Genomic DNA, 23,915 nt, shown 5'->3' with positions numbered 1-23,915 from the left:
GGACGTAGATATATGGTTAGCAAGTTAGAATTTTCGCATGCGGTCGCTGCAATTCGAAAGGAGAGGGGATTAACTCAAGGTCAACTGGCGGATGACTTGGCAAGGAGTTACAGCGCTTTTGAAAGCTTAAACCAACCCACGTTAAGTCAGTGGGAAAGCGGAAAAGTCACACCCAGTTTGTTAAAGCGACTCGCCTTCTCTCACTATATCGGTGAGCAGTATGAATACACTTCCAGCGAGTATAAACGGATAAAAGCCTCACAAAGTAAAAACATCTATTTGAGCTTTAAAGACATTGTTTACGAGTATCAGGTTACCGATGTGAAAAGTTGTTCTCTCAGCCAAATCAGCGATTCAGAGTTCGAACAGATTGACGCCGTCCACAAGCAGTTAATTACCCCCGGAGGTGTAGAGGACACGCTCAACCAGTTTGGTGAATCCCCCAGCAAAGCTCGCCTCTACTATTGCAAGGGCATGTTAGTTGGACATTTGATTTACCAAGAGCTGAGGTCTGAATTTCGGATTCTCAGCTTATGGCATTTAGGGCGCTCAATTTTGAAATTCTTGGTGACTGACATCATCCAAGTTATGGGCAATGCCATCATCCATTTTCCGGTTCATGAGCCCGTAATTAAACAACTTCTATTCGACATTTTCATACGGGATTTCTACCACCACCGGCGGGTCACGTTTTTTAAAGCCCCCGCGACACACATATTCAAGAACCCCATGGTGAAGCATTGCTTTGATGGACTCTTAGATCTGGTGCTCTATCGCTTCCATCAAGTAGGAAATGAATTTATGCAGTCTCGACAGGAGGCCCACTAATGATAAATAACAACGCAACCAACAGTACCATCTTATTGTTTACCTTCAATAATATACAAGGTCGAGGCTTACAATCGGCCATTGAGCAGCAACTCGGACAGCCAGTGCTATTAGCAAAAGGGGCTGAAGTAGAATTACCCCACTATCGAGATGAGCACTACATGGCGATCGTCGACAGCTCCCTGCCCGATCTCTCGGAGGTCAAAATGACGCTCAGTGAACTGGAACATGTCGATGCGACGGTGTTGGTGAATGCTGAGCCCAATTTGGGCGTGGAGAGCCTGCTCACTTGGTCAAACCTCAAAGGCTTGTTCTATTTTGAAGATGACTTCGACAAGGTAATCAGAGGCTTGAAAGGTATTTTGAGTGGGGAGAACTGGCTCTCTAGAGATATTCTCAATCGACTGCTTGGCTATCTGGTAAACCTAAACCACACGGTTACTGAGCTGGATACGAAACTCGAAATTGAACTCACTCGTCGAGAAATGCAAGTGCTGACCGCCCTGTGCCAAGGTGGCTCTAACCTTGATATTGCAGACTCATTGTTTGTCAGTGAACACACAGTGAAATCACACCTGTATAGTATTTTCCGCAAACTGGAAGTGAAGAATCGAATGCAAGCGGTCGCTTGGGCAAAACGTAACTTGTTCTAGCCCCCGTCCAAAAACAAAGGGAGCACGGAGGCCCCCTTTAATGCATTTGCCGTGCGTCGGCTCGCTTAAGCTTTCTTATTGCATCAAATGATAGACGCGTAGCGATTCTGCCATCATTGCTAAATCTTCGCCTGAGAACTCAACCGTGACAGGTTGGTTCGCCAATAGCGTGATGCTTGAGTCATCAAAGCGTCCTGCAGTGTCACACTCCAAATGAACAAAGAACGCAGGTTTATCTGCGACGAGTGTGACTTTGTTGGCTTCAATCGTTACGTCAATCTTGGCGCTTTCCATCGGTAGAGTTTTTAGTTCGTGAGTACTAAACCAAGTGTTGGTGATTCTCTCTTGCCCTACTTGCCCTTCTACGTAGAAGAAACCCGATTTCAATTCGGACGAATCAAATGCCTCATCCAACTGCCATACGATGGTATTGCTGTCGCTAGAAACCGTGTGCTCTAGCGACCAAGTTTGCTTCACTTCACCTTGCCAGTTCACCCAATGTAATTGCGCACTCACATCAACAGGTTCTTTGGCATCGTTGAGCAAATGAAGGCTCAGCTTGCCCGTGTGCTCTGAGAACACCAAATACTGCGGCGCAAAGAAGCGTTTCGCATGGTAATGCAATTGCTTCCAACGGCCACTGTACTCCAAACTAGACCAAGAACTCACTGGCCAGTTGTCGTTGAGTTGCCAATACAACATGCCACGACATATTGGAGAGATCGCACGCCAATGGTCACAAGCGGTTTTGATTGCCATCGCCTGTTGCGCTTGGCTGAGATACAGCATTTGCTCAAAGCCGCAAGGGAAACGGAAATAGCGAGTAAACATCTCCGTGATGATGCTGTTACCGCGAGGGTTCTTTTGGTGCTGCTCAAACGTTGGTGATGTGACATTCCAGTCTTGCTCGGGTACGAACTGTTTTGCTTCAGCAAACGAAGGCCAAGATTGGAAGCCAAACTCGGAACAAAAACGCGGGTTAATGTTTAGATAAGCATTAAACGATTTTCCTGAGTGCCAAACATCCCAGAAATGCATATCGCCTTTACTATCATCATGCCACGCATCACCAAAATCCAACTCACCGTTACAAGGCGAACTTGGCCAAAAACGGCGTGAATCATCTTGCTGGCCAATCACCTGCTCTATCATTCGATTCAGACGATCATAATTCACCGTGTATTTGACTTTGTTGTGCTTGGATTCGTCGTACCAACCAATCGCACCAATCACTTCGTTATCACCACACCACAGTGCAATCGACGGATGCTCTTTCAAGCGTGGGATTTGGAATCGCAACTCTTGTTCCACATCTTTCAAGAAATCATCATCAGATGGATACAGCGAACAAGCGAACATCATGTCTTGCCAAACCAACAGACCTAATTCATCACAGAGGTTGTAGAACGTTTCGCTTTCATATTGGCCGCCACCCCAGACACGAATCATGTTCATATTGGCATCGACCGCACTTTGTAGAAGTGCACGATAGCGGCTTTCACACTCACGCCCCGGCATGGCGTCCACAGGAATCCAGTTTGCGCCCTTAGCATTGATTGGTACGCCGTTAACGACAAACTCCATCGCCGAGCCATGCTCATCAGCTTGATTGTTTAGGCTCAGCTCTCGCAGACCAATCGTGCGTGACAGTGATTGCTCACCACAAGCGACCGTAATTGGATATAGATGCGCTTCGCCATAACCCGCAGGCCACCAGCGTTTTGGCTCGGAAACATGGAACTGGCAGTGATAGTGACCACTTCCTTCGGTTTGAATAGAATGGTGCTGACCATCGAATTCAATCGAAATTTCATGAGGTTGAGTATCGGTTTCTACTTCGGTTAATACATCAACTAGCACGCTACCGTCAGCTTGCCATTGTTGCTCTGTAGAGAACCCTTTGAGCCACACATTGTTTATGACATCAATTTGAATCGGGTCATAAATGCCAGACACCATCAAACAAATACCCCAGTCCCACCCCGAGTGACATTGGGTTTTGCGAATCAAGTTCATGTGCGGGATCTGGTTGTTCCCCATTGCCGAAGGAATAGGGAATGGCAATTTCTCTGCACGTTCTAGCCCTTCTAAATCCACACGGGCAAACTCAACTCGAATCGTGTTAGTGCCTTGTTTTAAGTAAGGTTTAATATCAATACGTTGCCGGGCAAACATGTTGCTGCTAGTTAGTGCTTGCTCACCATTGATATAAAAGGTCGCTAAGGTGTCTACGCGGGTGAGCGTCATCCACACTTGTTTGGCAGAGAGTACAGAGCCATCGACATCAAACTCGCGTGAAATGTGCCAATCGCAAGTTTCAATCCAACGAACTTTTGCTTCATTATCAGCAAAATAAGGATTCGGGATGAGCTCTGCTTGTAACAATGCGGATACATTGTCACCGGGCAAAGTCATAGGAATATCGATATCTGGGCGCTGTGGCGAGGTAAGTTGCCACGTTCCGTTAAGTTCAAAATGAGCCATAGGGTAAGACCTTTAATTTTTATTAGAACAGGTTGGCTCAATGTAATCTTGCGGTGTCCCTACAAGAATAAGGGGAATGTCATTTCCGTATGAAATGCGGCGTACTTCACGTAAAAATTCTCTAACCAGAAATCAGTAATTTGGCTAGGAAAACGACATTTAATCCGGTTTCACGGTTATATTGAGCATCTCAACGTGCTAGTATCAGCGGCTTTTTGATCATCCTCACACTTTTCGAGCCATTTGTGTGAGGGAAATGCACGGCTTCCGAGCCCTAAAAAGCGAAGTAATTATGTCAAATATGACGAACGCCGCCTCTCATGCTCCTATTCAGGAGGCAGACTATTCTGCGATTCATCCTCCTTCCCTTCTTAAGCGTCTTGAACTCACCAACCCAGTATTCTGGCTAAGTGGTAGCTTCCTCACCGTATTTGTATTGCTTGCTCTGACGAATACAGACTCTCTGACCGCAATGGTTAACGCAGGCTTCGGGTTTGCGACTCAATACTTCGGTGCCTTCTGGCAAGTATTACTCCTACTAAATTTCCTTATTGGTTTGGCTATCGCGCTAGGTCGTACGGGTTACGTGCGCTTGGGTGGTTTAGCGAGACCAGATATCGATACCTTCAAATGGTTGTCGATTGTACTTTGTACCCTACTCGCGGGTGGCGGCGTTTTCTGGGCCGCAGCTGAGCCTATCGCGCACTTTGTTTCTGCGCCGCCTCTGTACGGTGAAGCATCACCAAAAGCATCTGCAATCAATGCACTTTCTCAGTCTTTCATGCACTGGGGCTTCCTTGCTTGGGCAATCTTAGGTTGTCTTTCTTCTGTGGTGTTGATGCACCTTCATTATGACAAAGGCTTACCACTAAAACCGCGTACTCTGCTTTACCCTGTCTTTGGCGACAAAGCGATCAACGGTTGGATTGGTGACGTGGCTGACGCCTGCAGCATTATCGCCGTAGCCGCTGGTACTATTGGTCCAATTGGTTTCTTAGGTCTGCAGATCAGTTACGCGTTGAACTCACTATTCGGCTTGCCAGACACCTTCATCACTCAAAGCATGGTGATTGTGGCTGCAATTCTAATGTATACCTTGTCAGCGCTAAGCGGTGTGAGCAAAGGCATCCAGCTTGTGAGCCGTTACAACATCATTTTGTCTGTGACTCTGATTGGTTACATCCTGTTCTTCGGCCCAACCAGCTTTATTGTCGATGGTTACGTGCAAGGCATTGGCCGTATGGTGGATAACTTCTTCCCGATGGCGCTTTACCGTGGCGACACAGAATGGCTAAGTTGGTGGACAGTATTCTTCTGGGGCTGGTTTATTGGTTATGGCCCGATGATGGCAATCTTCATCGCGCGTATCTCACGCGGCCGTACCATTCGTCAGTTGATCCTTTCGATCAGCATCGCTGCACCTCTGATTACCTGCTTCTGGTTCAGTATTGTTGGCGGCAGTGGTTTAGCATTCGAGCTAGAAAACCCAGGTTTGATTTCATCCGCATTTGAAGGCTTTAACCTACCAGCGGTTCTGCTTGCTATTACCTCTGAACTACCATTCCCAATGGTGATTTCGGTATTGTTCTTGATCCTGACCACAACGTTTATCGTGACCACCGGTGACTCAATGACTTACACCATCAGTGTAGTAATGACAGGTTCAGCAGAGCCAAACGCTGTGATTCGCTCGTTCTGGGGCTTAATGATGGGTGTGGTGGCTATCGCGCTTATCTCAATGGGCTCTGGCGGCATCTCTGCTTTGCAATCTTTCATCGTAATCACTGCCGTGCCCGTGTCTTTCATTTTGCTGCCAAGCATCTGGAAAGCACCAAGTATCGCCAGCCACATGGCAAAAGAGCAAGGTTTGGTGTAGTACGCTACCCAAAGCTTTCACTTAGCTAGATAAAAAACGGCCCCGCTACAGGTTATGTATCGGGGCCGAATATTATGGGTTGGATTTAAAAGGCTTCACAACTTACAGGTGAAGTTTACGCAGCTCTTTCTTATCCACCTTACCGACGCTGGTCTTGGCGATCTCGTCCACCAACTTCACTTTGAGCAGTAACGCTTCTCTGGCAAGAATGCCTTTGCTGATAAAATCTTTCGCAAAACCTAACAGCTCTTTCTCAGTCATCTCTGCATCGTCTTTTAACGTCACCAACGCTAACGGCACCTCGCCCCATTTATTGTGTGGCATTCCAATGACGGCGACTTCAGACACGGCTTGATGCTGGTGCAGAATGTCTTCCAACTCCAAAGAGCTCACCCACTCACCAGAAATCTTAATCATGTCTTTTACGCGGTCGGTGATCTTGATAAAGCCTTCATTGTCGATATGCGCGACATCGCCAGTGTGTAGGTAACCACCACGCCACAAGGCTTTAGAGTTCTTGTTGTCTTTGTAGTAGCTTGGCGTTAACCACGGTGCACGCACCACAATTTCACCCGCACTCTCACCATCGTGTGGAAGCCTGTTCATCTCATCATCGACAATATGAGCTTCCACCAGAGCGACTTTCTTACCAGTCTTAGAGCGGTATTCCGCTTGCTGATCGAGGTCGAGTTCAAGTTGCTCTGGTGTCAGTTGAACAATAGACAGAATTGGTCCTGTTTCACTCATGCCGTAACCCGCAAACACGTCAATATCGCGCTCAAGGGCTGATTTACACAATGCTTTCGGTAGCGCCGCACCGCCAATCACGACTTTCCAACCAGAGAAATCAATCGACTTGGACTTTGGTGAGCTCAATAGCAGATGCAGGATGGTTGGCACACAGTGTGAGAAGGTCACTTTCTCTTGTTCAATCAAGTTAAGCAGAACATCTGGGACATATTTGCCCGGATACACTTGTTTCACACCAAGCATGGTCGCCATGTACGGAAGCCCCCATGCGTGGACGTGGAACATTGGCGTAATCGGCATGTAGATATCACCTTGATGCAGCCGACCTTGCGACGCATTGGTGCCTATGGTGCTCAATATGCCCATGGTGTGCAGAACCAGTTGGCGGTGAGTAAAGAACACCCCTTTCGGGAAGCCCGTCGTACCCGTGGTGTAGAAAGTGGTCGCGATGGTGTTTTCATCGAAATCAGGGAAGTTGTATTCGGTGCTTTCTTGCTCCAGAAGACGCTCGTATTCACATTCATCGTTATCGCGTAAAACCACGTAACGCGTGACCGTATCAATACGACCTTTGATCTGATCCAGAATTGGCAGAAACTCTTCGTTGATCAGGATAATGTCATCTTCCGCATGGTCGATGGTGTAAAGGATCTGCTCTGGAGACAAGCGCACGTTGATCATGTGCAGCTTTGCACCAATCATCGGGATGGCAAAGTAGCATTCAAGATAACGGTGTGAGTCATAATCCATTACCGCTACCGTATCACCTTTCTTTACGCCCATTCTGGTTAGCGCGTTTGCAAACTGTCTCACACGGTCATGAAACGTTTTGTAGCTGTGACGACGGTGGTTCGCATAGACAATTTCTTGCTCGGGGTTGAAAGCAACTGGGGAAAACAGCAAGTTTTTAATTAACAACTGATAATTGGATGGATCATTTACATACTGGTTCATATCGGGGATTCTTTTTGTATTTTTCTTAACGTTCGCTTTGCGCGAGTGGCGCTATTATCACTCAAAGACAAGACTGTATTCAGGTAACTATTCACCCAGGAGCTATTGACAGCAAATTTATGTGACTGAGTTAACTTGATCCCACATTCAACTTGAGTGATCTTTTTGTGGTGGCAATCTGGAGGTATGAATAAGAAAACATTACCTCCACCGCCAGATTTCGATTCGCCTGAAGAGGCGAAAGATATCATCCACTTTTTATGGAATAAGTTGGCTGAGCTTGAAGATAGGCTAAACCAAAATAGTCGCAACTCTTCTGTGCCATCATCTCAACAACCCCTGCATAATAAAGCTAAAAATACTTCGCCGAATCGGAAGAAATCTGGAAAAAAGCAAGGAGCTCAACCAGGTCATAAAGGCAATCGCCGACTGCTTCATCCTATTGAAGAGAGCGCCTCGGTTGAGCAATATTTACCGAATAAGATATGCCACTGCGGTGGGTGTGTTATTCCAAATAGAAAACCTTATAAACGACACCAAATCTTTGACTTGCCAGATATCTCATACACGCTTGTTGAACATCAAATTTTTAAAGGCGAGTGCTCATGGTGTGGTGATAAGCATCAAGCGGAGCTTCCAGAGTCTGTGCCCGATGTTCAAATGGGGCCAAATCTACATAGCTTTATCGCAATCCAAGCGACGCAGCACCACCAAAGCATAGGTAAAATACAATCTATGCTGAAAGACGTCTTCCAGCTTAACTTCTCAACAGGTGCAATATCTGCGGCGCAAGGACGAGTCACTGAATACTTAGCTGATACTCATACTCAAATCCATGACACAGTAAAAGCATCTAAACTGATTATGGCTGATGAGACTTCACATCAGCGCAATAATGATAAACGCTGGATGTGGGCCGCACTCAGCAATAACGTAGCCTTTTTCCAAATTAACAGCGGAAGAAACCAACATGCTGCCAAACGACTACTTGGTGAAGCGGTTTCACACCTTTTAGTGACTGACCAATATTCTGCCTACAAATATATCGACGAATCTAAGCGCCAATTATGCTGGGCTCACATATTAAGGAACGTCATCGCTATCGAGGAAAGCGTTTGTCCTGAAAACCAAAAAATCGGAGACAAACTCGCTTTAATCGCTCATAGCGTATTCAGGTGTCATCACCGATATATCGAAGAAGAAATTACCGAAAGCCAATATTACCGCCGACTCAGGCGGTTACGAAAGAGCTGGCTTCATTGGCTCAAATTGGGTAGTTATCAATGCTCAAAACGATATCGAGGTAGATGTCGAAATCTCATCGCTGATGATGCTATGGTCTGGCGGTTTATGGACGACTCCGAGTGCCCGTTAACAAACAACGCAGCGGAGCGAGTTCTCCGTAATTACATACTGATGAGGAAGTGTTGTTACGTGACTCGCTCATATCGAGGCGACCAGTTCCGCGAACGAATGTTCTCGCTGATAGAAACAGCCAAACTTCAGCAGGTCTCTGCTTATAAATGGCTGCGTGAAATCGTCGAACATCACATGTTGAAAGTTGATTATCAGGCGCCAGTATTTTTAGCGTAAACCGTCGTCAATAGCTCATGGGTGAATAGTTACGTATTCAGTACACAATATTGAGATCAGGTTCGAAAGACGCCATATATCTATAGTACGCAGTTTCTAAAGTACCCCTGTATTGTAGCCTTGTATCACCAAGTCAGAAATGCTTCATCCCAAGACTTAGTCATTAAGTTTTGTCATGGTCAGAAAAAGTGCAACGAAACCGTCACAGTTTGTCGTTAGCATACGTCCCAGACTCGTAAACCTCGCTCTATACTGAACGACACATTACATCGACCTCAATCCAAACTGTGAGAAGCCAACTATGTCCAAGCCTTTGTATGTTTTTGATCTGGATGAAACCTTAATCAACGCAGACTGCGCAATGATTTGGAACGAATTTATGGTCGAGAAAGGCATCGCCACTGCGCCTAACTTTATTGAGGAAGATAAGCGTCTAATGGGCTTGTACGCAGAAGGCAAAATGGACATGGAAGATTACCTCACGTTCTCCATGAAGCCGCTAGAAAACATGCCTATTGAACAGGTCAACACCTTAGTGGAAGAGTGCGTTGAAAACCATATTCTGGCTAAACAATTCCCGCAAGCCAAAACACTGATTAAACAACTGTCTCGTAATGAGATTGATATGGTCATCATCTCTGCTAGCGTCACTTTTTTGGTTGAAGCTGTTGGTAGACGCATCGGCATCCCTAACGCGCTCGGGATTGATTTAGTCGAAAAAGACAACTGCTATTCCGCTGAGATAGAGGGCATCCCGAGCTATCGCGAAGGCAAGGTTACACGGTTAAAACAGTGGTTAGAGGCTCAACCTGAGACCTATTCAGATATCCATTTCTATACGGATTCGATCAACGACTTACCACTGTGTGAATACGCGGATTACGCCTATCTGGTCAATCCATGCCCTCGCCTAAAAGAACAAGCCGATAGACCGAATTGGACTGTGTTGAGTTGGGGGTAAAACGGGCTTAAACAGGAAACCCTACGCGGTCGTAGGGCTTCTAATGTCATGCGCCCAAGTTGTCACTGGTCTTTTGCAACAAAATAAACTTGCCTTCAGAATGCACCACCAATACTTTTGGGGAAAGCGTGTAGACTTCTAACCTTTGAACCGAGTGAAAGAAATCATATTTAGATGCTTGCTCGACGACCTTATCTTGCTTTTCTCCAATCCCAGTTTCATTGATAACAAAGACATTCTCTTCAATCTTCACCAACTCAAACAGCCTGGTATAGTCGTAACTTTTATCGCCGACCTTGAGCGTTGACTGTAAGAGCAGTTTTCCCCCACTCAAAGCATCAATAATATAGTCAAACTCAATACCCTCATTGGTCGAAACATTTGCCGAGAAGCGATGAGAGATAGAGATATCGTAATACGCAGGCTTCTTGAGCATAAAGATGCCTAAACAAGAAAAAATCAAAACAACCAGTAAGTCCTTCTTCTTACAACGAAGCAACATAGATGTCACCCTCGACCTTACTGATGATATACGATCCTTTCTTATCGAAATTAAAATTTGACATCTCAGTACACGCTATTTCTTCGCTCGTAAAAATCACATTCGCATCAATGTTGCACTTATCTAACAACAGTTGTGATGAATCGATTTCCAATGGCAGTTTGGGGTAATGCAGAGCATTACGACTCAACATGATCCCAACGAAAAACACAGAAAGAAGAAAAACAAAGCCTAAATCTCTTATCCTAAATTCACGGTTCTCGTTAATACTGAAGAGCTCTTTGAGGAACTGAGATTGAAAAAAACGGTACTTTTTCTCGGATTCTGGATCACGATCGTAAATGCTATTCGCCGCATAAGTGATCTCATCACCATTAAACTCGTAACCATCATTCAATGTTAAATAATAGCCAACCCCACGTTGGCTTTTAATTTCCATTATTTGCTCAAGAGGCTTGAGCTGTCTTCTTGTTTTCGATATCAACTGAATAAGATTGGAACTATCTGGTCGATAATTCCCCTCGTTTGCGTTTCCCCAAACTTCATCAATAATCGAATCGCTTGACCGTACTTCGCCTTGACTGTGTATGAGATAATAGAAAAGATTGAACTCATATTTGGTAAAATGAATATCAATTCCATTTTCACCATATAAGCTTCTTTTCTTTTTATCGATAGTCCAAAATGTCTCTTTATTCATAGGTTAATCCATATATCGACACACTTCGTCGTTTTGATTTGTAGAATTCCTCATTAGCTTTTGAGCTATCTTGCCCAAATGCACCTAAATTCATCAAAAAGATATCTTTACGGCCTTCCAATTTATCAACGACCTCATTACCACGTTTTAGCGAAAGGTTTAGGTTATAAATTGTGTCCCCGACAATCGAAGAAGAACCTACGACAAGCAAGGCATCAGCATCGATGAACTCGTTCGTTGAAGAGATATGAGATAAATCTGCATCTCTCGTTTCATACAATGCTGTATCAAAGTATACCGTAGTTAGATGCCTAAAATTATTGTCATTTAATGTTCTGTGCAAAGCAGAGAAGTCGTTTCGTTCGCAGATATCATAGGAGGATGCCTTAAGCTCACTTAGCTTCTGTTTCAGGACATAACTGTGAACTGAATGAGATTCGATCGTACGCCCCATAAAGGAGTAAAAGTTACCATCTTTCATTGTGTTCTTTGGTATCAAATAGGTATCACAACTCTCAACTAACTCTTGAGCGATGGCTGTATGACTGAAAGTAAACATCAGCGTCAAAGCAAATTTCAAAAAATATGATTTATTCTTCATCGTCTTCATTTCCAATATAAGTAGAGCTAGATTCTTGTAAAAGTTCGTAGGAGATTCTGTCTGTAAGCTTCTCATCTTCATCAATTTCATCGATATCAATGATTCCCGTTGATTTATTCCAAGCGTTGACACAATTTAACGCTTCAATATCATCAAGATTCGAATTGGTATCGATTATGAATATCGATTTAGCTGATACATCATTAACGTATTTGTTCTGCACCGTGCTGCAAAAATCCGAGAGTATGTCTTTATCTTCGTCTTTTTGGTCCTGTTCAGAAAGATAAGTATCGTCTAAGGAAGTAATATTAATCACGACCGTTCTTTTATTATCTAAGTTAAATGCTTTTTTCAATGAGTAGTTAAACCCTTGAATTGGAGAAACAAAGCTATCACTGAAATCCATACTATTAACTATTGAGAGAAACTTACTATACTCACTCGAATTAGTTAGGGCTTGCTGACTTGGGCAGGTCTTAGAGTTGCCGAAGTATTTATTTCTAGTGACTTTCAACTCGTCTACACTAACCATGTTCGTTCGCTTCGAATCGGAAATAGCGTCACCATCTGTATAGCTGTACCCATTAGACTCGAGAAATTCGTCAAAGTAGTTGTCTAAGTAGAGGTAGTTGGCGCCTCCATAGTTTGGCTTAGCATAGTGATAGGCAAGCTCTTTGTATTCCTCATAAATAGGGCTGGATTCGAGCTCTGCAATCACCTCCTCTTGATCTTCGATCTGTTCTTCTTTGTCCTCGAGGTCAGACTCATACTCTTCAATATCTTCATAAAGGTCGTTAATCTCCCTCTCTAAGCGTTCTCTTTCCGCCTCTAGTTGATCTTTCTCTGCTGGGTCCTCTGTTTCAGCAAGCAGTTCATTGATCTCGTTAATACGCCTTTGTTTCGCGGCAATCTGAGAGTTAGCGTTAGATATATTGTTTTCTATCGAAGATTTTTGATTCTCAAGAGTCTTGAGCACATCAAGCTCACCAAAATACTTCTCCCACCATTGAAATGGGAAGTTATCCCCACGTGGGAAGGTGCTCCAACACTTGCCACTTATGTTGATACGATACCCATAAGGAATCACCGTTAGCGTTGAATTGGTTTTATCAAATAATGATTTGAGTGCATCGTTAATTTCATATTTGACTTCACTCGCAATTGAACGAGTTCTAGGGTCGTTTGAAATAGCGATGATGACATTCAAATCTTCATAGTGTTTTGCTCTAATAGTTTTTGCACTCACGGTGAATGAATCATTGCCCACACTGCTCAAGCCCGGGGTTAATTTGCGGTGCTGCTGCATAGGCAAAGAGGTCGTCATATACACGACTTCATCATCGTCATACTCTTCAAAGGTCCAGTCATCGTTGGAGCCATTCACATCAAGACCGTTTGATTCAGCCACCTGCTTTTCTACATTCCACTCCGAGTCACCCGTTATAGCGGTAAGATCGTTAAGTTCGCTAGCTGTGTTAATCTGCACTTTTGCAGCTAAATAGCTTCGGCTCATATCGTATGAGTAGTAAGCAAATACAATTGCAGACAACATAACCAACAATACGATTGGCGTAGCCGACCCTCTTTGATTTCGCATTAGTGGTGTTTCCCGTAATGAGTGGAAGAAAACTTAACTTCAAACCACTGATAAATTTCTTCTGGCAACTCAATGGTGTTGAACGCGGCAATTTCGCGACAAAGAGTCACCCTATAGACAGAGTGGAACTTCTTATAAGCATTGATAACGGGGGGGATATCAGAAAGTGATGTATCTATGTCACACGCTTTCCCTTCAATATCGTTGTTGATGCGAACTTTCTTGTACTTCTGTCGACTCGACGTGACCTCCCCGTAAGCCAGCTCTTCAACGATGATTGAGATGTTTCTCTCTTCGAGATGAAAAGCATCCGATAACTTTTGTACCTCTGCCTCTTTCAAATTGCCTTCAAATATATCGCGACGATTGGATATCACTTCACCAGCTTGATAAGCCATATCAGACATCTCAAACTTTAAAGACGTTGAAGCGGCATATTGCATGGTTAACAACAACGCAAGAAACAAAACAGGCGCAAGAATCGTCGTTTCAACCGCCATCCCACCATGTTCTGAATTAATAAATCTCATTGACGATAACCAGTTCTCTTTTCATGTCTAAGAAGGCTGATGGATATATCGTTGAAAACAGCCATGAAAATCTCTTGTAGTCGAAATCAAAGGAAATAAGAATTAAGTTTGTTTTCTTTATATTACTTTGATTACATTCCAGTTCGTTTTTACGTTCAACTAAATCATCGACAGTTTGAAAGCAAGTGAATGCAAGTGAGCTAGCATTTATATCGATGACATTTGTATTTACTTTATGATTCAATTCTTTTAGAAAGTTCGACTTTGATAGTTCTACGTTGTCTTCTTTCTCTATGGACTTGTAATCGAATAACTGAACTGAGCGAGTAATATTGTAATTCAGTAGACTCTCATTACCTACATATTGAAAGAATCCAACTATAACAATCAAGATATAGATAATAATCGGAATGGTGAATACAGCCTCTATAGCAGCTATACCATCCTCGTCATTTAAGTGAGGTATATTTAATATCTTCATAAATTAACAAGGCCTTTTCTTTGTCTTTATATTTTTTATTGAGAAGGTCAATGACCATTTCGTCTTGGCCTGCAACTATGCCTGCTAAGACAACATACTCAATGTCATTAGTACCAGTTTCATACGAGTTATAGATCTTCAAAAAGTTTGCTTTATCATCAGGTTTGTAAGCGAACCTAGAAAGCAGCATGTTGTTGTAGATACTTTCCGAGGTAGGGTATTTTTTACTCAATGCATTAAAGCGTTCACTACATTGTTTTTTTCCAAGTTCTTCACACTGTGAGACCGCATATAAATTGTCGACTTTCGCTGCTAGCTTATTGTTTCCTGAGTATCCCTGAGTCTTTTTTATGTCATCAAGATAACTTCTAGAGCGCTCGTTATCGCCATTTTCTAGATAAATAACCGCAAGCAAATACAAGTCATCATAATTGAGTTTCTCTTTAGTACTCAAAACGTAAATAGCCCGATCTCCGTTGCCATTTTTGTAGAACGAGTAAGCCAACAGGAAGTTCTCTCTGTCACTGAGTTTCTTCTTCTCCGATAGTTGTGCGATCACTTTGTCATAGCTTTCTAAGTTGAATGCAAGCTCTGCACTTTCGTAGTCTTGGCCTGTCGACTGACACCCAAATAAAGCGAGACAAAGCATTGAAGTAGATAATCGTTTTTTCATTACATCTTACTCACTAGGTTCAGGACGCCTGGGGCGATGATTTCGACGATAATTGGGAACATGATGAAAACAATAAGCGGGATACCCATTTTCGCGTTTACCTTACCTATCTTTTCTTCGGTTTCGATAAAGTGAAAATCTCGGGTCTCCTTTGACAAAACACGTAGAGCATCTGTCACTGCTGCACCGCTCTCTACCGCGTTCTCAAGTACTGCCGTAAAATCTTTAACCTCTTGTAAATCTAGGTTTTTACGTAAGTTCTCACCAGCTATACTGAAACCATTGTTGGAAATATCATTCGAGTAGATCTTGATGTGGTTTGCCAGTGAAGATGACATGTTTCCGATATACTCAGACACAGCAATGAGACCCAATTCCACCGTCATACCAGATTTTGTCGCTGTTGCTAATAGATCCAAGAAGTAAGTAAAGTTAGTCTTAATTCGACGTCGTTCTTCGTTAATAAAAAATGTCCTAAAGAGCATCTTTACCATAATGTTATTAACTATTATAAAGAGCACCATAAAAGCCAACATTTTCATTTTGTCTTCATTCAGGTAGTAAACAATAACCAAACCTATTATTGCTTCTAGAAAATAAATAAGAAAAAAATTAGTTTTATCTTCTTTCTTAACCAAACCACCTGAAGGTAACATTGTATAAAGTTCGTTTTCAGATAGGTAATTTGTAATCAATGAATATAAAAAGTCATCTAAAATCTTTTTCTTCTCAGATATTTGGTTAAATATATTATAGTATTCTTGCTTACTATCATGGTCAGAAATCATAAACTTAAAGTTATCTACATATTCTTGTTCTTCTTTCATGCTTTTACTATTAAGTATAAAAACAATTGAACCAAGTAAGAAAAGTAGAATACTGATGGCAATAATCATAGTGCTACACTGTCAATCATTCGTTTAATTAAAACAAAGCCAATACTTACACTTGTAACCACATAGATAAGTATGTACTTACCATATTGTTCGCTAATCAAATACTCATAGTTTTCAACTGCAAAGCTCTTGAGAACAAAGAGCATCAAAAAAGGTAACACAACCAATATCTTTGCTGCCCCTCGTGACTCAGATGTCAACGCCAATGTCTTCTTACGAATAACCTGAGAAGCAACAAGATCTTGGGCAAGTTCGTTTAAAGAGTCTTTAATACTACCACCACGCTTTAAACTCATTTGGACGTTTGCACTGAATACCGCATACCCTTTGTAGGGATAAATTTTTTCACCTGCAATCAACGCTTCTTCCAGTGTGTTTCCTGCATGCACCTGTTTGATGATTCGTTCAAACTCGATACGAATCTTACCGACCGTGTGGCGCGACGCTGATTCAATTGCTGAAATAATTGTCTTACCAGACAACAGATTCCTGCTGATCATCCGGAGTGAAAAGGCAAACTTATCTTCGAAGTAGTTACTAAGCTTCAAATGATACTCTTTCAAAATCAGCAAACTACCAATCGTTATCACAACTCCTACGAGGATCAGTGTGATGAAATAAGATAAATCAAACGTCTCACTTACGAAAATCATAAAAGCGACGTAAAACAAGATAACGCCACAATGCAAAACGAAAGCACTTAGACCATAGATTTCAAAGAAGATAACCAGGATGTTCTGGCTCAAGTACTTAATATAGAAATCGTTGATCTCTTTTTTGACTTCATCAAACTTACTGGCTTCCTCAAGTTCAGGAAGCTCAGCATCTTCAATGTATTCGTCTATTTTGTTGCTTCGATTAAACATCCGCAAACACCAAGGCCAGTTCATTTTCTAGACCCGCCGCCTTAACTTTTCGCTCTAGCAAAGTGGACTTGACCTCGTTTACGTGATCATCTTTTTTATGGTCATAAACGAATAGATCTTGGGTCGCGATAACACCACCATCAAAGTTACCGACTTCCGTGATATGGGTAATTCTGCGTCGACCATCAATAAGACGACAGGTTTGAATGATGATGTCTACCGCTTGGCTTATTTGCTTTTTGATAGATTCTGGAGACAAGTTGCTTGCTGTCATCATAATCATGCTTTCCAAACGAATTAGCGCATCTTTTGGGTTATTCGAGTGAATAGTCGACATCGAGCCATCGTGACCAGTGTTCATCGCTTGAAGCATCTCGAAAGCCTCGTCACCACGACACTCACCTATGATAATTCGGTCTGGGCGCATACGTAGAGAGTTAATAACAAGAGAACGTATTGAAACCTCCCCCGACTCTTCACTACTCGCAGGACGAGATTCAAGACGAACAACGTGCTCATGTTGCAACTGGAGCTCAGCTGCATCTTCAATGGTTACGACTCGATGACCTTCGTTGATTTCGTTGGAGCAAGCGTTAAGCAATGTCGTTTTACCCGAGCCAGTACCACCAGAAATGATGATGTTTGCCGCAGAGCGAACCATTACACTCAAATAAAGCGCCATCTCCTCAGTCATCGACTCGTATCGAACTAAGTCAACAATATCGAGCTTATCTTCGCGAAATTTACGAATCGAGATGCTACAACCATCTAAAGCAATTGGTGGAACAATGATGTTTACACGACTCCCATCCGGCAGGCGAGCGTCCACCATGGGTGAACTTTCATCAATGCGTCGGCCAATAGGAGATACGATTTTTTTCGCTATACGTAAGACTTGATCTTCGTTCTGAAAAGCCACATCGTAAGCACGACTAATTTTGCCGTTACGTTCTACAAACGTCTCCGTTAAGCTGTTAACCATAATGTCACTGATGGTGTTGTCACCGAGCAGATCTTCTAAAGGTCCATAGCCAAATATGTCATCTTTGACTTCTTTTGTTAGCTTCTGACGATCTGACTCAGTTAGAATGAATGAATAACTTGAAAGAAATTCATTTACTGTATTGTAGATGGTGCTACTTTTAATGTCATCGTCTTCATGTTGAATATCTGTAATATCGATATTATCTAAAACAAACTTTCGGCAGAGCATAAATATTTTTGAATCAACCATTCTTCACCAACCTAGTGATAATTTCGTTCTTACTATCTTTATTCTTAAAAAAGCGGTTCTTACTATCAGGGTTAAAATTATAAGCAATTCTTTGTCCTGTTTTTTTATAAATACTACTCTTATCTAACAAATAACGACTTTCTTTATTCGACTTGATCTGAAATGTTTTAACATTTGCATCTTTTCCTTTTATTTCTTGCTCAATAAGGTACTTAAGCATATATACCGATTCTAGAGAGGCATCTGTCACCATAGTTACGTTATCAGATTTATTAATCAGCTGTTGATAGAGCTCAATTTTGGTAAAGTAAAAAGGAACATAAATAAATATGTAAGAATACTCACCATCAAAAATATTGAAAAAACTCATCAACTTTTCAGAAATTTTGTCGATGGAATGCAATGTGGTGTGATGCAAAACATCAATCGAGAAATAAGAAAAATTTTCATCAACTTTAATGATATATTCTTCAGCCGCTTTCGCATCGACATTCTCTCCATTGATCAACATATTAATGATCTTAGGGTCTGTTTTTTTACCAATACGCGCGTCTAAAGAGATGCTGAAAACATCTAAGTTGATAAATAAGGTATTTAAGCTTGGTCTTTTTCTTACGTAGTCACGCAAATTATCGTATACGTAGTGTAAGACCTTATCACCATGAAGTTGGGTCGTGTCAGAAAGCAAAAACCAGTGGCTGCTGTTTGATTTTAAAATTCCGAAAAACCACAAAATCACATTAAACACTTGCTTGGACATATCAGAATAACTGGTGTATTCACTGATACCTTCTGATTTGATGAACCAGTAATAATCCAGATCTTCACGATCACCATAAATGAGTGTCCCCACTCGGCCTTTAGTGACTTCTACAAATTTAGCAAGCCCTTCCTTTTCTCTTAACGTATCTTCATCACTAATGACGTAAATCTTTGATTTAAAGTGTAGGTTGAATACGTTCTCTAATGACTCAATATCGTCTTGATGATCAATGATTTCAACATTGTAAGCAGAAAAATAGTTCTGAACACGCTGCATGATCTTATTATTGTTAGAGATAACAATGATTATGTAAGGTGAAAAAGCTTTACCTTTTACGCTAGTCTGGCTTTTACTTGCTCGTTTTAATTTCTCTAAAATCATTTAAATTACCACAGCTCTAATGAAGAACAGGCCGTTTCATTGGCAAAGTCATCGAGTTCACTATCAGACATTGAGAAATGTCCATATGTAGGGACCTCCCAGACTTGACAATTCACCAGTCGCGTATCACTTACATGTACTTCCCACAGCAGAAGTTGCTTATCATCGTAGTTTCCGATATCAATAAAGTTTGGAGAGAAGTCGTAGACGTTTTCCATATCAATTTTTAATTGATAGAGGCGCTCCCTAGATAAATTATCTGTATGATAAACGTTAATTCCATGAATCCAAGAAACACTTTCGTTCTTTATTTCTTGGTTGATCGCCTTTGAAAAAGGAAGAATATATTGAATATTATTTCCTTCAGAAATTTCATGAACGATATAAACGTAATCATCTTTTAGTGCACTGCTACATCCAGAAAATAGTGTCACAATCCCTATCAAAAAGATGTATTTAAATTTAGTTTTCATAATGATATTGAGCATGTTTAATAATATCCTTTACTTCAGGTACATCATCACTGCCATCTATATTAGTGAATATAGATAGAGAAGACTTTATACTTACCTTTGGTAGTTTTGGCTGATCTATACTGTTTTCTACAAAGTTAACTTCTGCAAAGACCATTAACTCAGTTTTATTACTTCGAAAGTTCTCAGACGTAAATAGCGCACCAACAACGGGTAAGTAACCTAAGAATGGAACTTTTGATACGGCTTGCGTCTGACTGTTATCAATCAATCCTGCAAGAACGAAAATATCTCCGTCATTAACGTTGAGCTCTGTATTCACACTTCGAGTGTTGAGCTGTGGAGTGTCATTACCAGCTAAATTGATAAAACCAGCAATTTGTGATGATGAGATATTCGCTCTTAGGTCAATACTCTGATCTCGTTTGATCTCTGGTTTAAACTCTAACTTGATTCCGTACTCTTTAAATTCGACGTCAACGTTTTCATCATCGTAAGTTAAGACGGGGATTTCACCCCCTGCTTCGAATGTTGCAGTTGAATCATTCGTGACGATGATTGAAGGCCTTGTAAGTACCGTGGCTAAGTTATTGCGAGACAAAATTCCTATCGTGGCGTTGAGCATTTCACTCGTCACACCATCTATTTTACTCCAGCCAGCACTCCACTGGATGCCAAGATCATCATCAATGCTCTTCGATACCTCGGCCATGGTGAGTTTAATTCGCACTTGGCGGTTTTCAGTGATCGTCGTGTTATCAACGTAATAGCTTGAAATTGCACTCCTGATCAGTTCATTAAGCTCTCGCTTTTCGACCTTGTCCTTAACCGCGCCATTGATATAAATTTTCTCCGCAACTTTGACCGCTTCTATGTCCTTGAAGCCTGCGGAATTAAGATATTTATTGAGGTTTTCGGTATCTTGGTCAGTGTCACGTACCTGGATGACATACTCAGTGGTTTCTTCTTCTCCCTTTACAATGACCTTGGTCTTTCCCGCTTCATGTGCAATAAGATACAAGTTATTACTATCCGTCAGAGTGACATCAACGATCTTGTCCGATCCAACAACGATATCTTTAGGGACATACGAAAGGGACAGATGCCTCGTTTCATTAACAGACATAGTAATAAAGGTGTCGGCATGTACATATAAAGACGCTAAGCAGAAAACAAAACCGAGAACGATTTTTCTATTTAATAAAGTTGACATCGTATTTGTAGCTCGAACTAATATCATTTGCTTGAATTTCCTTAGATGAATCAACTTCTAATGTTGAATAGTTTTCTAGATTGATACTCTTTTGTGTCACGTTGACTATCTTGAAATAGCCCAATTGGTCGGCTTGCAAATAGCGCTCTACCACATCGTCATTGACCGAAAATACAACTGGGCTAAGATTTTCATGATCGCTCTTATGAGGCACTGCGTTTTGCTCCCCTTCTTGCGATTGGTTTAGTGGTCGAATAAATACATTCTTCGAGAATAATTTCACTTTTCTGGAGTTTTTATCTCGACCAGAGCTATTAAAGTGCCAGTAAACATCATAGAAATCTGAAGTGAAGTTTTCGATTGAGCTTCTATCCACTCTAAGCACCATATCGGTGAAGTTTTTACTTTTTAGACTTTCAAGGTCATCCAAGGAGATAAACTGTCCAGCGTCCATCTTGTGCTTTAAGATAAAAATCTCCGGATCAAGCAACTCTTCTTCACCTTCGGTGATGTATAAGCCTTCATCTTCCGGGCTAAAGGTCGTAGGTAGAAACTCGAAAGAATCACGTGACACCAATGTTCCCGCCTTAGAAGCATTCCTAACGGCTAGAGCAAGCACCGTTTTCTGGACGTTTTGTGGTTCTGCGTTTTCGGTTTCTTCATGATTTGATATCCTACTTAAATCTTCTGATTTGTAGATACCAACAGCCCCCATCACGATGATAAAGAGGGCAAGTAAACCAATAGTTTGAAATCTCATGCTTTACCTTTATAAAAAAAGTGTATTTGAATGTATGACGTAAGATGCAATGATCGGAATCGCGTAAGGAACTCCATTCGAAGAAAAGCCGAATCGATCAAAATAGTAATTAAGGATTTTTAACTGAAGCACTGCAAGCCCGCCGCCAATAAGCGTCATGTGAAATAAAAATAATTTATAATCACTAAACTCAATGAAAATGAGCATAATCATTATCAGTTTTACATCACCCATGCCTAGCAACCTAAATGCGCCTAAAGCAAAGAAAAATAAAGATATCACTATATAGATAGAAAACTCATACCCAGAGATTTGGAACTCTGCGCCACCAAAAAACAGCTCGTAAAGATACTTAACAGACAGTAGCAACAATAAAAGAACAACTCTTTTGTTGTATATTTTTCTATGTTTGACATCTTCATATGAGATGACTAAAAGCAATGTGAGTATTAATGAATTTATAATAACCATTATTCATTTCTTATCCATTCAGAGAGCTATTAACACTTCTTGCCATATCAATCCAAGTTTCGTTCAATGTTTGTAGAAAGCTCGAGCTATCTAATATATATAACAGTGATACCGACATACAAACGCCGATAATAGCGTATTCCACTGAAGTAATACCATCACACGAAAATGCAAGACTGGTGATTCGTTTTTTCATTATCGTTCCTTAACCAGAACTCAGTTCAGTTCGAAATTACTGCTTCATATATTAGCCTTAAACCAAGGCCAGACTTACACTAATAACATTATTTGTTAACTATTCACATTATTAACATTCAAATAATCTTTTTTTGATGCTAGCTTAAGTGGTGCAAAAATTAAAAATCAATAACTAGGGGCTATTTTGTTTCGAAATAAACTATATGAGTGCATACTCGTACTCTTTGTTAGCTTTTTTGCTTATGCCGTCGTAATACATTTATTAGATTTACTTAAATTCTGGGCATCCATCACTCGTGTTCTAGTTGAAATTAGAGATATCCGATAAGTTATCCCCTAACTTCTAACTGTCAATCTCAAACCTCGCATGTATACACTATGAAGGCTGAGTATAAAAAGCCGTTACAGTCCGCACTCACATGTCCAGTCATTACTGGGTTTCATCACCTAAACTGGTTAAAACCCCAACAACCACAACGTTAATCATGTCTGTCCCCTTCTCAATATAACTTGAGACAAGCACCACACTTCAGTGTTAACCATTAATGATGACCAAAGCAAAGGATTAATTGGCAATGATTAACAAATCGAATTAATGACGCGTTTTTGTAAAAAGGCTAAAAAACAAGCTGATATCGATGTTTTTACCTGGTGTATCTCCGCATCGAAATATGAGTACAAATCACACTATTCATTTACTTTAGGTAGATTATTTATCCTAGATTTAAACGAAGTTTTCTTATTGGAAACCAAATTTTGTTAATAACGTGGAGTATTGATTCGATAATGGTCATATTGAAGTGGTCTTAACGAGCTGTAGCTACTTAAAAGCACAGCGAGAAACTTTAAATAACTTGCACAATGAGAAACACAATGAACAAAACACTAAAAAATTTCCTTTCTAATGAAGATGGTATTACAGCAATCGAGTACGCAATTATCGGTGTCGCTATGTCTTCTGCACTCTTTTACATCTTCGATGAAGGCGGTTTCCTTGAGTCACTTGAAGACGCATGGGGCACTATGGAAAGGAACATTAAGAACTCTGGCAACGTACTAGCCAGCTAATCAATCAAATTAAACAACTTTCAAAAGGTAAACAAATGAACGTACTTAAACACTTTTTAAATAACGAAGACGGTATTACAGCAATCGAGTACGCAATTATCGGTGTCGCTATGTCTTCTGCACTCTTTTACATCTTCGATGAAGGCGGTTTTCTTGAGTCACTTGAAGACGCATGGGGCACTATGGAAAGGAACATTAAGAACTCTGGTAACGTACTTGGCAGATCTTAATTATCATCCTGTCTAAGCAAGGGAGCCTATATGGCTCCCTTTTTAACTTTCCGCCTACCAACCGCCGTACTCTTGTTCCGGACGATTACCTTCCATATCACAAATTAATCACTTGATTAAATACTGATTAATTTTTCGCATGTCGTATAAGAAATCAGCGTCTTATAATTAATCAAATG

Annotated in this window: 23 protein-coding genes; 7 read left to right on the top strand and 16 right to left on the bottom strand. The window is 41.3% G+C overall.

The annotated features are described in order from the left end of the window. Window positions 1-12 precede the first annotated feature (12 nt). Window positions 13-828, top strand: a complete 816-nt coding sequence (locus tag KJB05_RS20285; RefSeq protein ID WP_208446229.1) for a helix-turn-helix transcriptional regulator — start codon at window positions 13-15, stop codon at window positions 826-828. Further along, window positions 828-1,481, top strand: a complete 654-nt coding sequence (locus tag KJB05_RS20280; protein ID WP_039988263.1) for a LuxR C-terminal-related transcriptional regulator — start codon at window positions 828-830, stop codon at window positions 1,479-1,481. The genes KJB05_RS20285 and KJB05_RS20280 overlap by 1 nt, the downstream gene beginning before the upstream one ends. 75 nt (window positions 1,482-1,556) lie before the next feature. Here KJB05_RS20280 and KJB05_RS20275 read toward each other — a convergent pair whose 3' ends face one another. Beyond that, window positions 1,557-3,965, bottom strand: coding sequence for a glycoside hydrolase family 2 protein (locus tag KJB05_RS20275; protein WP_208446228.1), 2,409 nt, complete (start codon window positions 3,963-3,965; stop codon window positions 1,557-1,559). Between the two features lie 292 nt (window positions 3,966-4,257). Between KJB05_RS20275 and KJB05_RS20270 the strand changes: the two genes are divergently transcribed. Next, window positions 4,258-5,841, top strand: a complete 1,584-nt coding sequence (locus KJB05_RS20270; protein ID WP_208446227.1) for a BCCT family transporter — start codon at window positions 4,258-4,260, stop codon at window positions 5,839-5,841. A gap of 102 nt (window positions 5,842-5,943) precedes the next feature. Here KJB05_RS20270 and KJB05_RS20265 read toward each other — a convergent pair whose 3' ends face one another. Further along, window positions 5,944-7,545, bottom strand: coding sequence for a long-chain fatty acid--CoA ligase (locus KJB05_RS20265; RefSeq protein ID WP_009706349.1), 1,602 nt, complete (start codon window positions 7,543-7,545; stop codon window positions 5,944-5,946). A gap of 186 nt (window positions 7,546-7,731) precedes the next feature. Between KJB05_RS20265 and KJB05_RS20260 the strand changes: the two genes are divergently transcribed. Together KJB05_RS20260 and KJB05_RS20255 are read left to right on the top strand one after the other, a co-directional pair. Continuing rightward, entirely contained in the window at window positions 7,732-9,138 is a 1,407-nt protein-coding gene (locus tag KJB05_RS20260) for an IS66 family transposase (RefSeq protein ID WP_208446529.1), read from the top strand. A 301-nt stretch (window positions 9,139-9,439) separates the two neighbouring features. Continuing rightward, window positions 9,440-10,099: an HAD family hydrolase gene (locus KJB05_RS20255; protein ID WP_208445953.1), complete on the top strand. Its 660-nt coding sequence runs from the start codon at window positions 9,440-9,442 to the stop codon at window positions 10,097-10,099. A 46-nt stretch (window positions 10,100-10,145) separates the two neighbouring features. Here the strand turns inward: KJB05_RS20255 and KJB05_RS20250 are convergent, their stop codons facing one another. The 14 genes from KJB05_RS20250 to KJB05_RS20185 form a co-directional block, all read right to left on the bottom strand. Then, the gene (locus KJB05_RS20250) at window positions 10,146-10,535 is read right to left on the bottom strand and encodes a hypothetical protein (protein WP_208445954.1); all 390 of its coding nucleotides are present in this window, start codon (window positions 10,533-10,535) and stop codon (window positions 10,146-10,148) included. A gap of 49 nt (window positions 10,536-10,584) precedes the next feature. Continuing rightward, window positions 10,585-11,301: a helix-turn-helix domain-containing protein gene (locus KJB05_RS20245; RefSeq protein WP_208445955.1), complete on the bottom strand. Its 717-nt coding sequence runs from the start codon at window positions 11,299-11,301 to the stop codon at window positions 10,585-10,587. Continuing rightward, on the bottom strand, window positions 11,294-11,902 hold the full coding sequence (locus KJB05_RS20240) for a hypothetical protein (RefSeq protein ID WP_208445956.1): 609 nt from the start codon (window positions 11,900-11,902) through the stop codon (window positions 11,294-11,296). The genes KJB05_RS20245 and KJB05_RS20240 overlap by 8 nt, the downstream gene beginning before the upstream one ends. Continuing rightward, complete coding sequence (locus KJB05_RS20235) at window positions 11,892-13,499, bottom strand: hypothetical protein (protein WP_208445957.1); 1,608 nt, start codon at window positions 13,497-13,499, stop codon at window positions 11,892-11,894. Before KJB05_RS20235 ends, KJB05_RS20240 begins: the two co-directional genes overlap by 11 nt. Continuing rightward, window positions 13,499-14,029 carry a tight adherence pilus pseudopilin TadF gene (tadF, locus tag KJB05_RS20230; RefSeq protein WP_208445958.1) on the bottom strand — a complete coding sequence of 177 codons (531 nt, stop codon included), beginning with the start codon at window positions 14,027-14,029 and terminating at the stop codon, window positions 13,499-13,501. The genes KJB05_RS20235 and tadF overlap by 1 nt, the downstream gene beginning before the upstream one ends. 449 nt (window positions 14,030-14,478) lie before the next feature. Further along, on the bottom strand, window positions 14,479-15,183 hold the full coding sequence (locus tag KJB05_RS20225; protein ID WP_208445959.1) for a hypothetical protein: 705 nt from the start codon (window positions 15,181-15,183) through the stop codon (window positions 14,479-14,481). After that, window positions 15,183-16,079, bottom strand: a complete 897-nt coding sequence (locus KJB05_RS20220; RefSeq protein ID WP_208445960.1) for a type II secretion system F family protein — start codon at window positions 16,077-16,079, stop codon at window positions 15,183-15,185. Before KJB05_RS20220 ends, KJB05_RS20225 begins: the two co-directional genes overlap by 1 nt. Continuing rightward, on the bottom strand, window positions 16,076-16,945 hold the full coding sequence (locus KJB05_RS20215; protein WP_208445961.1) for a type II secretion system F family protein: 870 nt from the start codon (window positions 16,943-16,945) through the stop codon (window positions 16,076-16,078). Before KJB05_RS20215 ends, KJB05_RS20220 begins: the two co-directional genes overlap by 4 nt. After that, window positions 16,938-18,179, bottom strand: coding sequence for a CpaF family protein (locus KJB05_RS20210; protein WP_208445962.1), 1,242 nt, complete (start codon window positions 18,177-18,179; stop codon window positions 16,938-16,940). The genes KJB05_RS20215 and KJB05_RS20210 overlap by 8 nt, the downstream gene beginning before the upstream one ends. Next, window positions 18,172-19,323 carry a hypothetical protein gene (locus KJB05_RS20205; RefSeq protein WP_208445963.1) on the bottom strand — a complete coding sequence of 384 codons (1,152 nt, stop codon included), beginning with the start codon at window positions 19,321-19,323 and terminating at the stop codon, window positions 18,172-18,174. Before KJB05_RS20205 ends, KJB05_RS20210 begins: the two co-directional genes overlap by 8 nt. Before the next feature lie 5 nt (window positions 19,324-19,328). Next, window positions 19,329-19,811, bottom strand: coding sequence for a hypothetical protein (locus KJB05_RS20200; RefSeq protein WP_208445964.1), 483 nt, complete (start codon window positions 19,809-19,811; stop codon window positions 19,329-19,331). After that, window positions 19,786-21,036 carry a pilus assembly protein N-terminal domain-containing protein gene (locus tag KJB05_RS20195; RefSeq protein WP_213053125.1) on the bottom strand — a complete coding sequence of 417 codons (1,251 nt, stop codon included), beginning with the start codon at window positions 21,034-21,036 and terminating at the stop codon, window positions 19,786-19,788. The genes KJB05_RS20200 and KJB05_RS20195 overlap by 26 nt, the downstream gene beginning before the upstream one ends. Then, window positions 20,990-21,769, bottom strand: coding sequence for a hypothetical protein (locus KJB05_RS20190; protein WP_208445966.1), 780 nt, complete (start codon window positions 21,767-21,769; stop codon window positions 20,990-20,992). Before KJB05_RS20190 ends, KJB05_RS20195 begins: the two co-directional genes overlap by 47 nt. A gap of 9 nt (window positions 21,770-21,778) precedes the next feature. Next, the gene (locus KJB05_RS20185; protein ID WP_208445967.1) at window positions 21,779-22,240 is read right to left on the bottom strand and encodes a prepilin peptidase; all 462 of its coding nucleotides are present in this window, start codon (window positions 22,238-22,240) and stop codon (window positions 21,779-21,781) included. Between the two features lie 1,071 nt (window positions 22,241-23,311). On the opposite strand from KJB05_RS20185, the gene KJB05_RS20180 reads away from it, so the two are divergent. Beyond that, window positions 23,312-23,506, top strand: coding sequence for a Flp family type IVb pilin (locus KJB05_RS20180; RefSeq protein ID WP_208445968.1), 195 nt, complete (start codon window positions 23,312-23,314; stop codon window positions 23,504-23,506). Between the two features lie 35 nt (window positions 23,507-23,541). Beyond that, complete coding sequence (locus tag KJB05_RS20175; protein WP_208445969.1) at window positions 23,542-23,736, top strand: Flp family type IVb pilin; 195 nt, start codon at window positions 23,542-23,544, stop codon at window positions 23,734-23,736. Window positions 23,737-23,915: the final 179 nt, after the last annotated feature.

Source organism: Vibrio sp. B1ASS3 (genome assembly GCF_905175355.1).
Taxonomy (GTDB): domain Bacteria; phylum Pseudomonadota; class Gammaproteobacteria; order Enterobacterales; family Vibrionaceae; genus Vibrio; species Vibrio owensii.
Note: the sequence above shows the minus strand (reverse complement) of the source record. Positions and strands in the feature narration are given on the sequence as shown.

What these genes read in the sequence shown, in the direction of transcription:
- KJB05_RS20285 (WP_208446229.1), top strand. Translation starts at nt 13, where the DNA reads ATGGTTAGCAAGTTAGAATTTTCGCATGCGGTCGCTGCAATTCGAAAG.
- KJB05_RS20280 (WP_039988263.1), top strand. Translation starts at nt 828, where the DNA reads ATGATAAATAACAACGCAACCAACAGTACCATCTTATTGTTTACCTTC.
- KJB05_RS20275 (WP_208446228.1), bottom strand. Translation starts at nt 3,965, where the DNA reads ATGGCTCATTTTGAACTTAACGGAACGTGGCAACTTACCTCGCCACAG.
- KJB05_RS20270 (WP_208446227.1), top strand. Translation starts at nt 4,258, where the DNA reads ATGTCAAATATGACGAACGCCGCCTCTCATGCTCCTATTCAGGAGGCA.
- KJB05_RS20265 (WP_009706349.1), bottom strand. Translation starts at nt 7,545, where the DNA reads ATGAACCAGTATGTAAATGATCCATCCAATTATCAGTTGTTAATTAAA.
- KJB05_RS20260 (WP_208446529.1), top strand. Translation starts at nt 7,732, where the DNA reads ATGAATAAGAAAACATTACCTCCACCGCCAGATTTCGATTCGCCTGAA.
- KJB05_RS20255 (WP_208445953.1), top strand. Translation starts at nt 9,440, where the DNA reads ATGTCCAAGCCTTTGTATGTTTTTGATCTGGATGAAACCTTAATCAAC.
- KJB05_RS20250 (WP_208445954.1), bottom strand. Translation starts at nt 10,535, where the DNA reads ATGCTCAAGAAGCCTGCGTATTACGATATCTCTATCTCTCATCGCTTC.
- KJB05_RS20245 (WP_208445955.1), bottom strand. Translation starts at nt 11,301, where the DNA reads ATGAATAAAGAGACATTTTGGACTATCGATAAAAAGAAAAGAAGCTTA.
- KJB05_RS20240 (WP_208445956.1), bottom strand. Translation starts at nt 11,902, where the DNA reads ATGAAGAATAAATCATATTTTTTGAAATTTGCTTTGACGCTGATGTTT.
- KJB05_RS20235 (WP_208445957.1), bottom strand. Translation starts at nt 13,499, where the DNA reads ATGCGAAATCAAAGAGGGTCGGCTACGCCAATCGTATTGTTGGTTATG.
- tadF (WP_208445958.1), bottom strand. Translation starts at nt 14,029, where the DNA reads ATGAGATTTATTAATTCAGAACATGGTGGGATGGCGGTTGAAACGACG.
- KJB05_RS20225 (WP_208445959.1), bottom strand. Translation starts at nt 15,183, where the DNA reads ATGAAAAAACGATTATCTACTTCAATGCTTTGTCTCGCTTTATTTGGG.
- KJB05_RS20220 (WP_208445960.1), bottom strand. Translation starts at nt 16,079, where the DNA reads ATGATTATTGCCATCAGTATTCTACTTTTCTTACTTGGTTCAATTGTT.
- KJB05_RS20215 (WP_208445961.1), bottom strand. Translation starts at nt 16,945, where the DNA reads ATGTTTAATCGAAGCAACAAAATAGACGAATACATTGAAGATGCTGAG.
- KJB05_RS20210 (WP_208445962.1), bottom strand. Translation starts at nt 18,179, where the DNA reads ATGGTTGATTCAAAAATATTTATGCTCTGCCGAAAGTTTGTTTTAGAT.
- KJB05_RS20205 (WP_208445963.1), bottom strand. Translation starts at nt 19,323, where the DNA reads ATGATTTTAGAGAAATTAAAACGAGCAAGTAAAAGCCAGACTAGCGTA.
- KJB05_RS20200 (WP_208445964.1), bottom strand. Translation starts at nt 19,811, where the DNA reads ATGCTCAATATCATTATGAAAACTAAATTTAAATACATCTTTTTGATA.
- KJB05_RS20195 (WP_213053125.1), bottom strand. Translation starts at nt 21,036, where the DNA reads ATGATATTAGTTCGAGCTACAAATACGATGTCAACTTTATTAAATAGA.
- KJB05_RS20190 (WP_208445966.1), bottom strand. Translation starts at nt 21,769, where the DNA reads ATGAGATTTCAAACTATTGGTTTACTTGCCCTCTTTATCATCGTGATG.
- KJB05_RS20185 (WP_208445967.1), bottom strand. Translation starts at nt 22,240, where the DNA reads ATGGTTATTATAAATTCATTAATACTCACATTGCTTTTAGTCATCTCA.
- KJB05_RS20180 (WP_208445968.1), top strand. Translation starts at nt 23,312, where the DNA reads ATGAACAAAACACTAAAAAATTTCCTTTCTAATGAAGATGGTATTACA.
- KJB05_RS20175 (WP_208445969.1), top strand. Translation starts at nt 23,542, where the DNA reads ATGAACGTACTTAAACACTTTTTAAATAACGAAGACGGTATTACAGCA.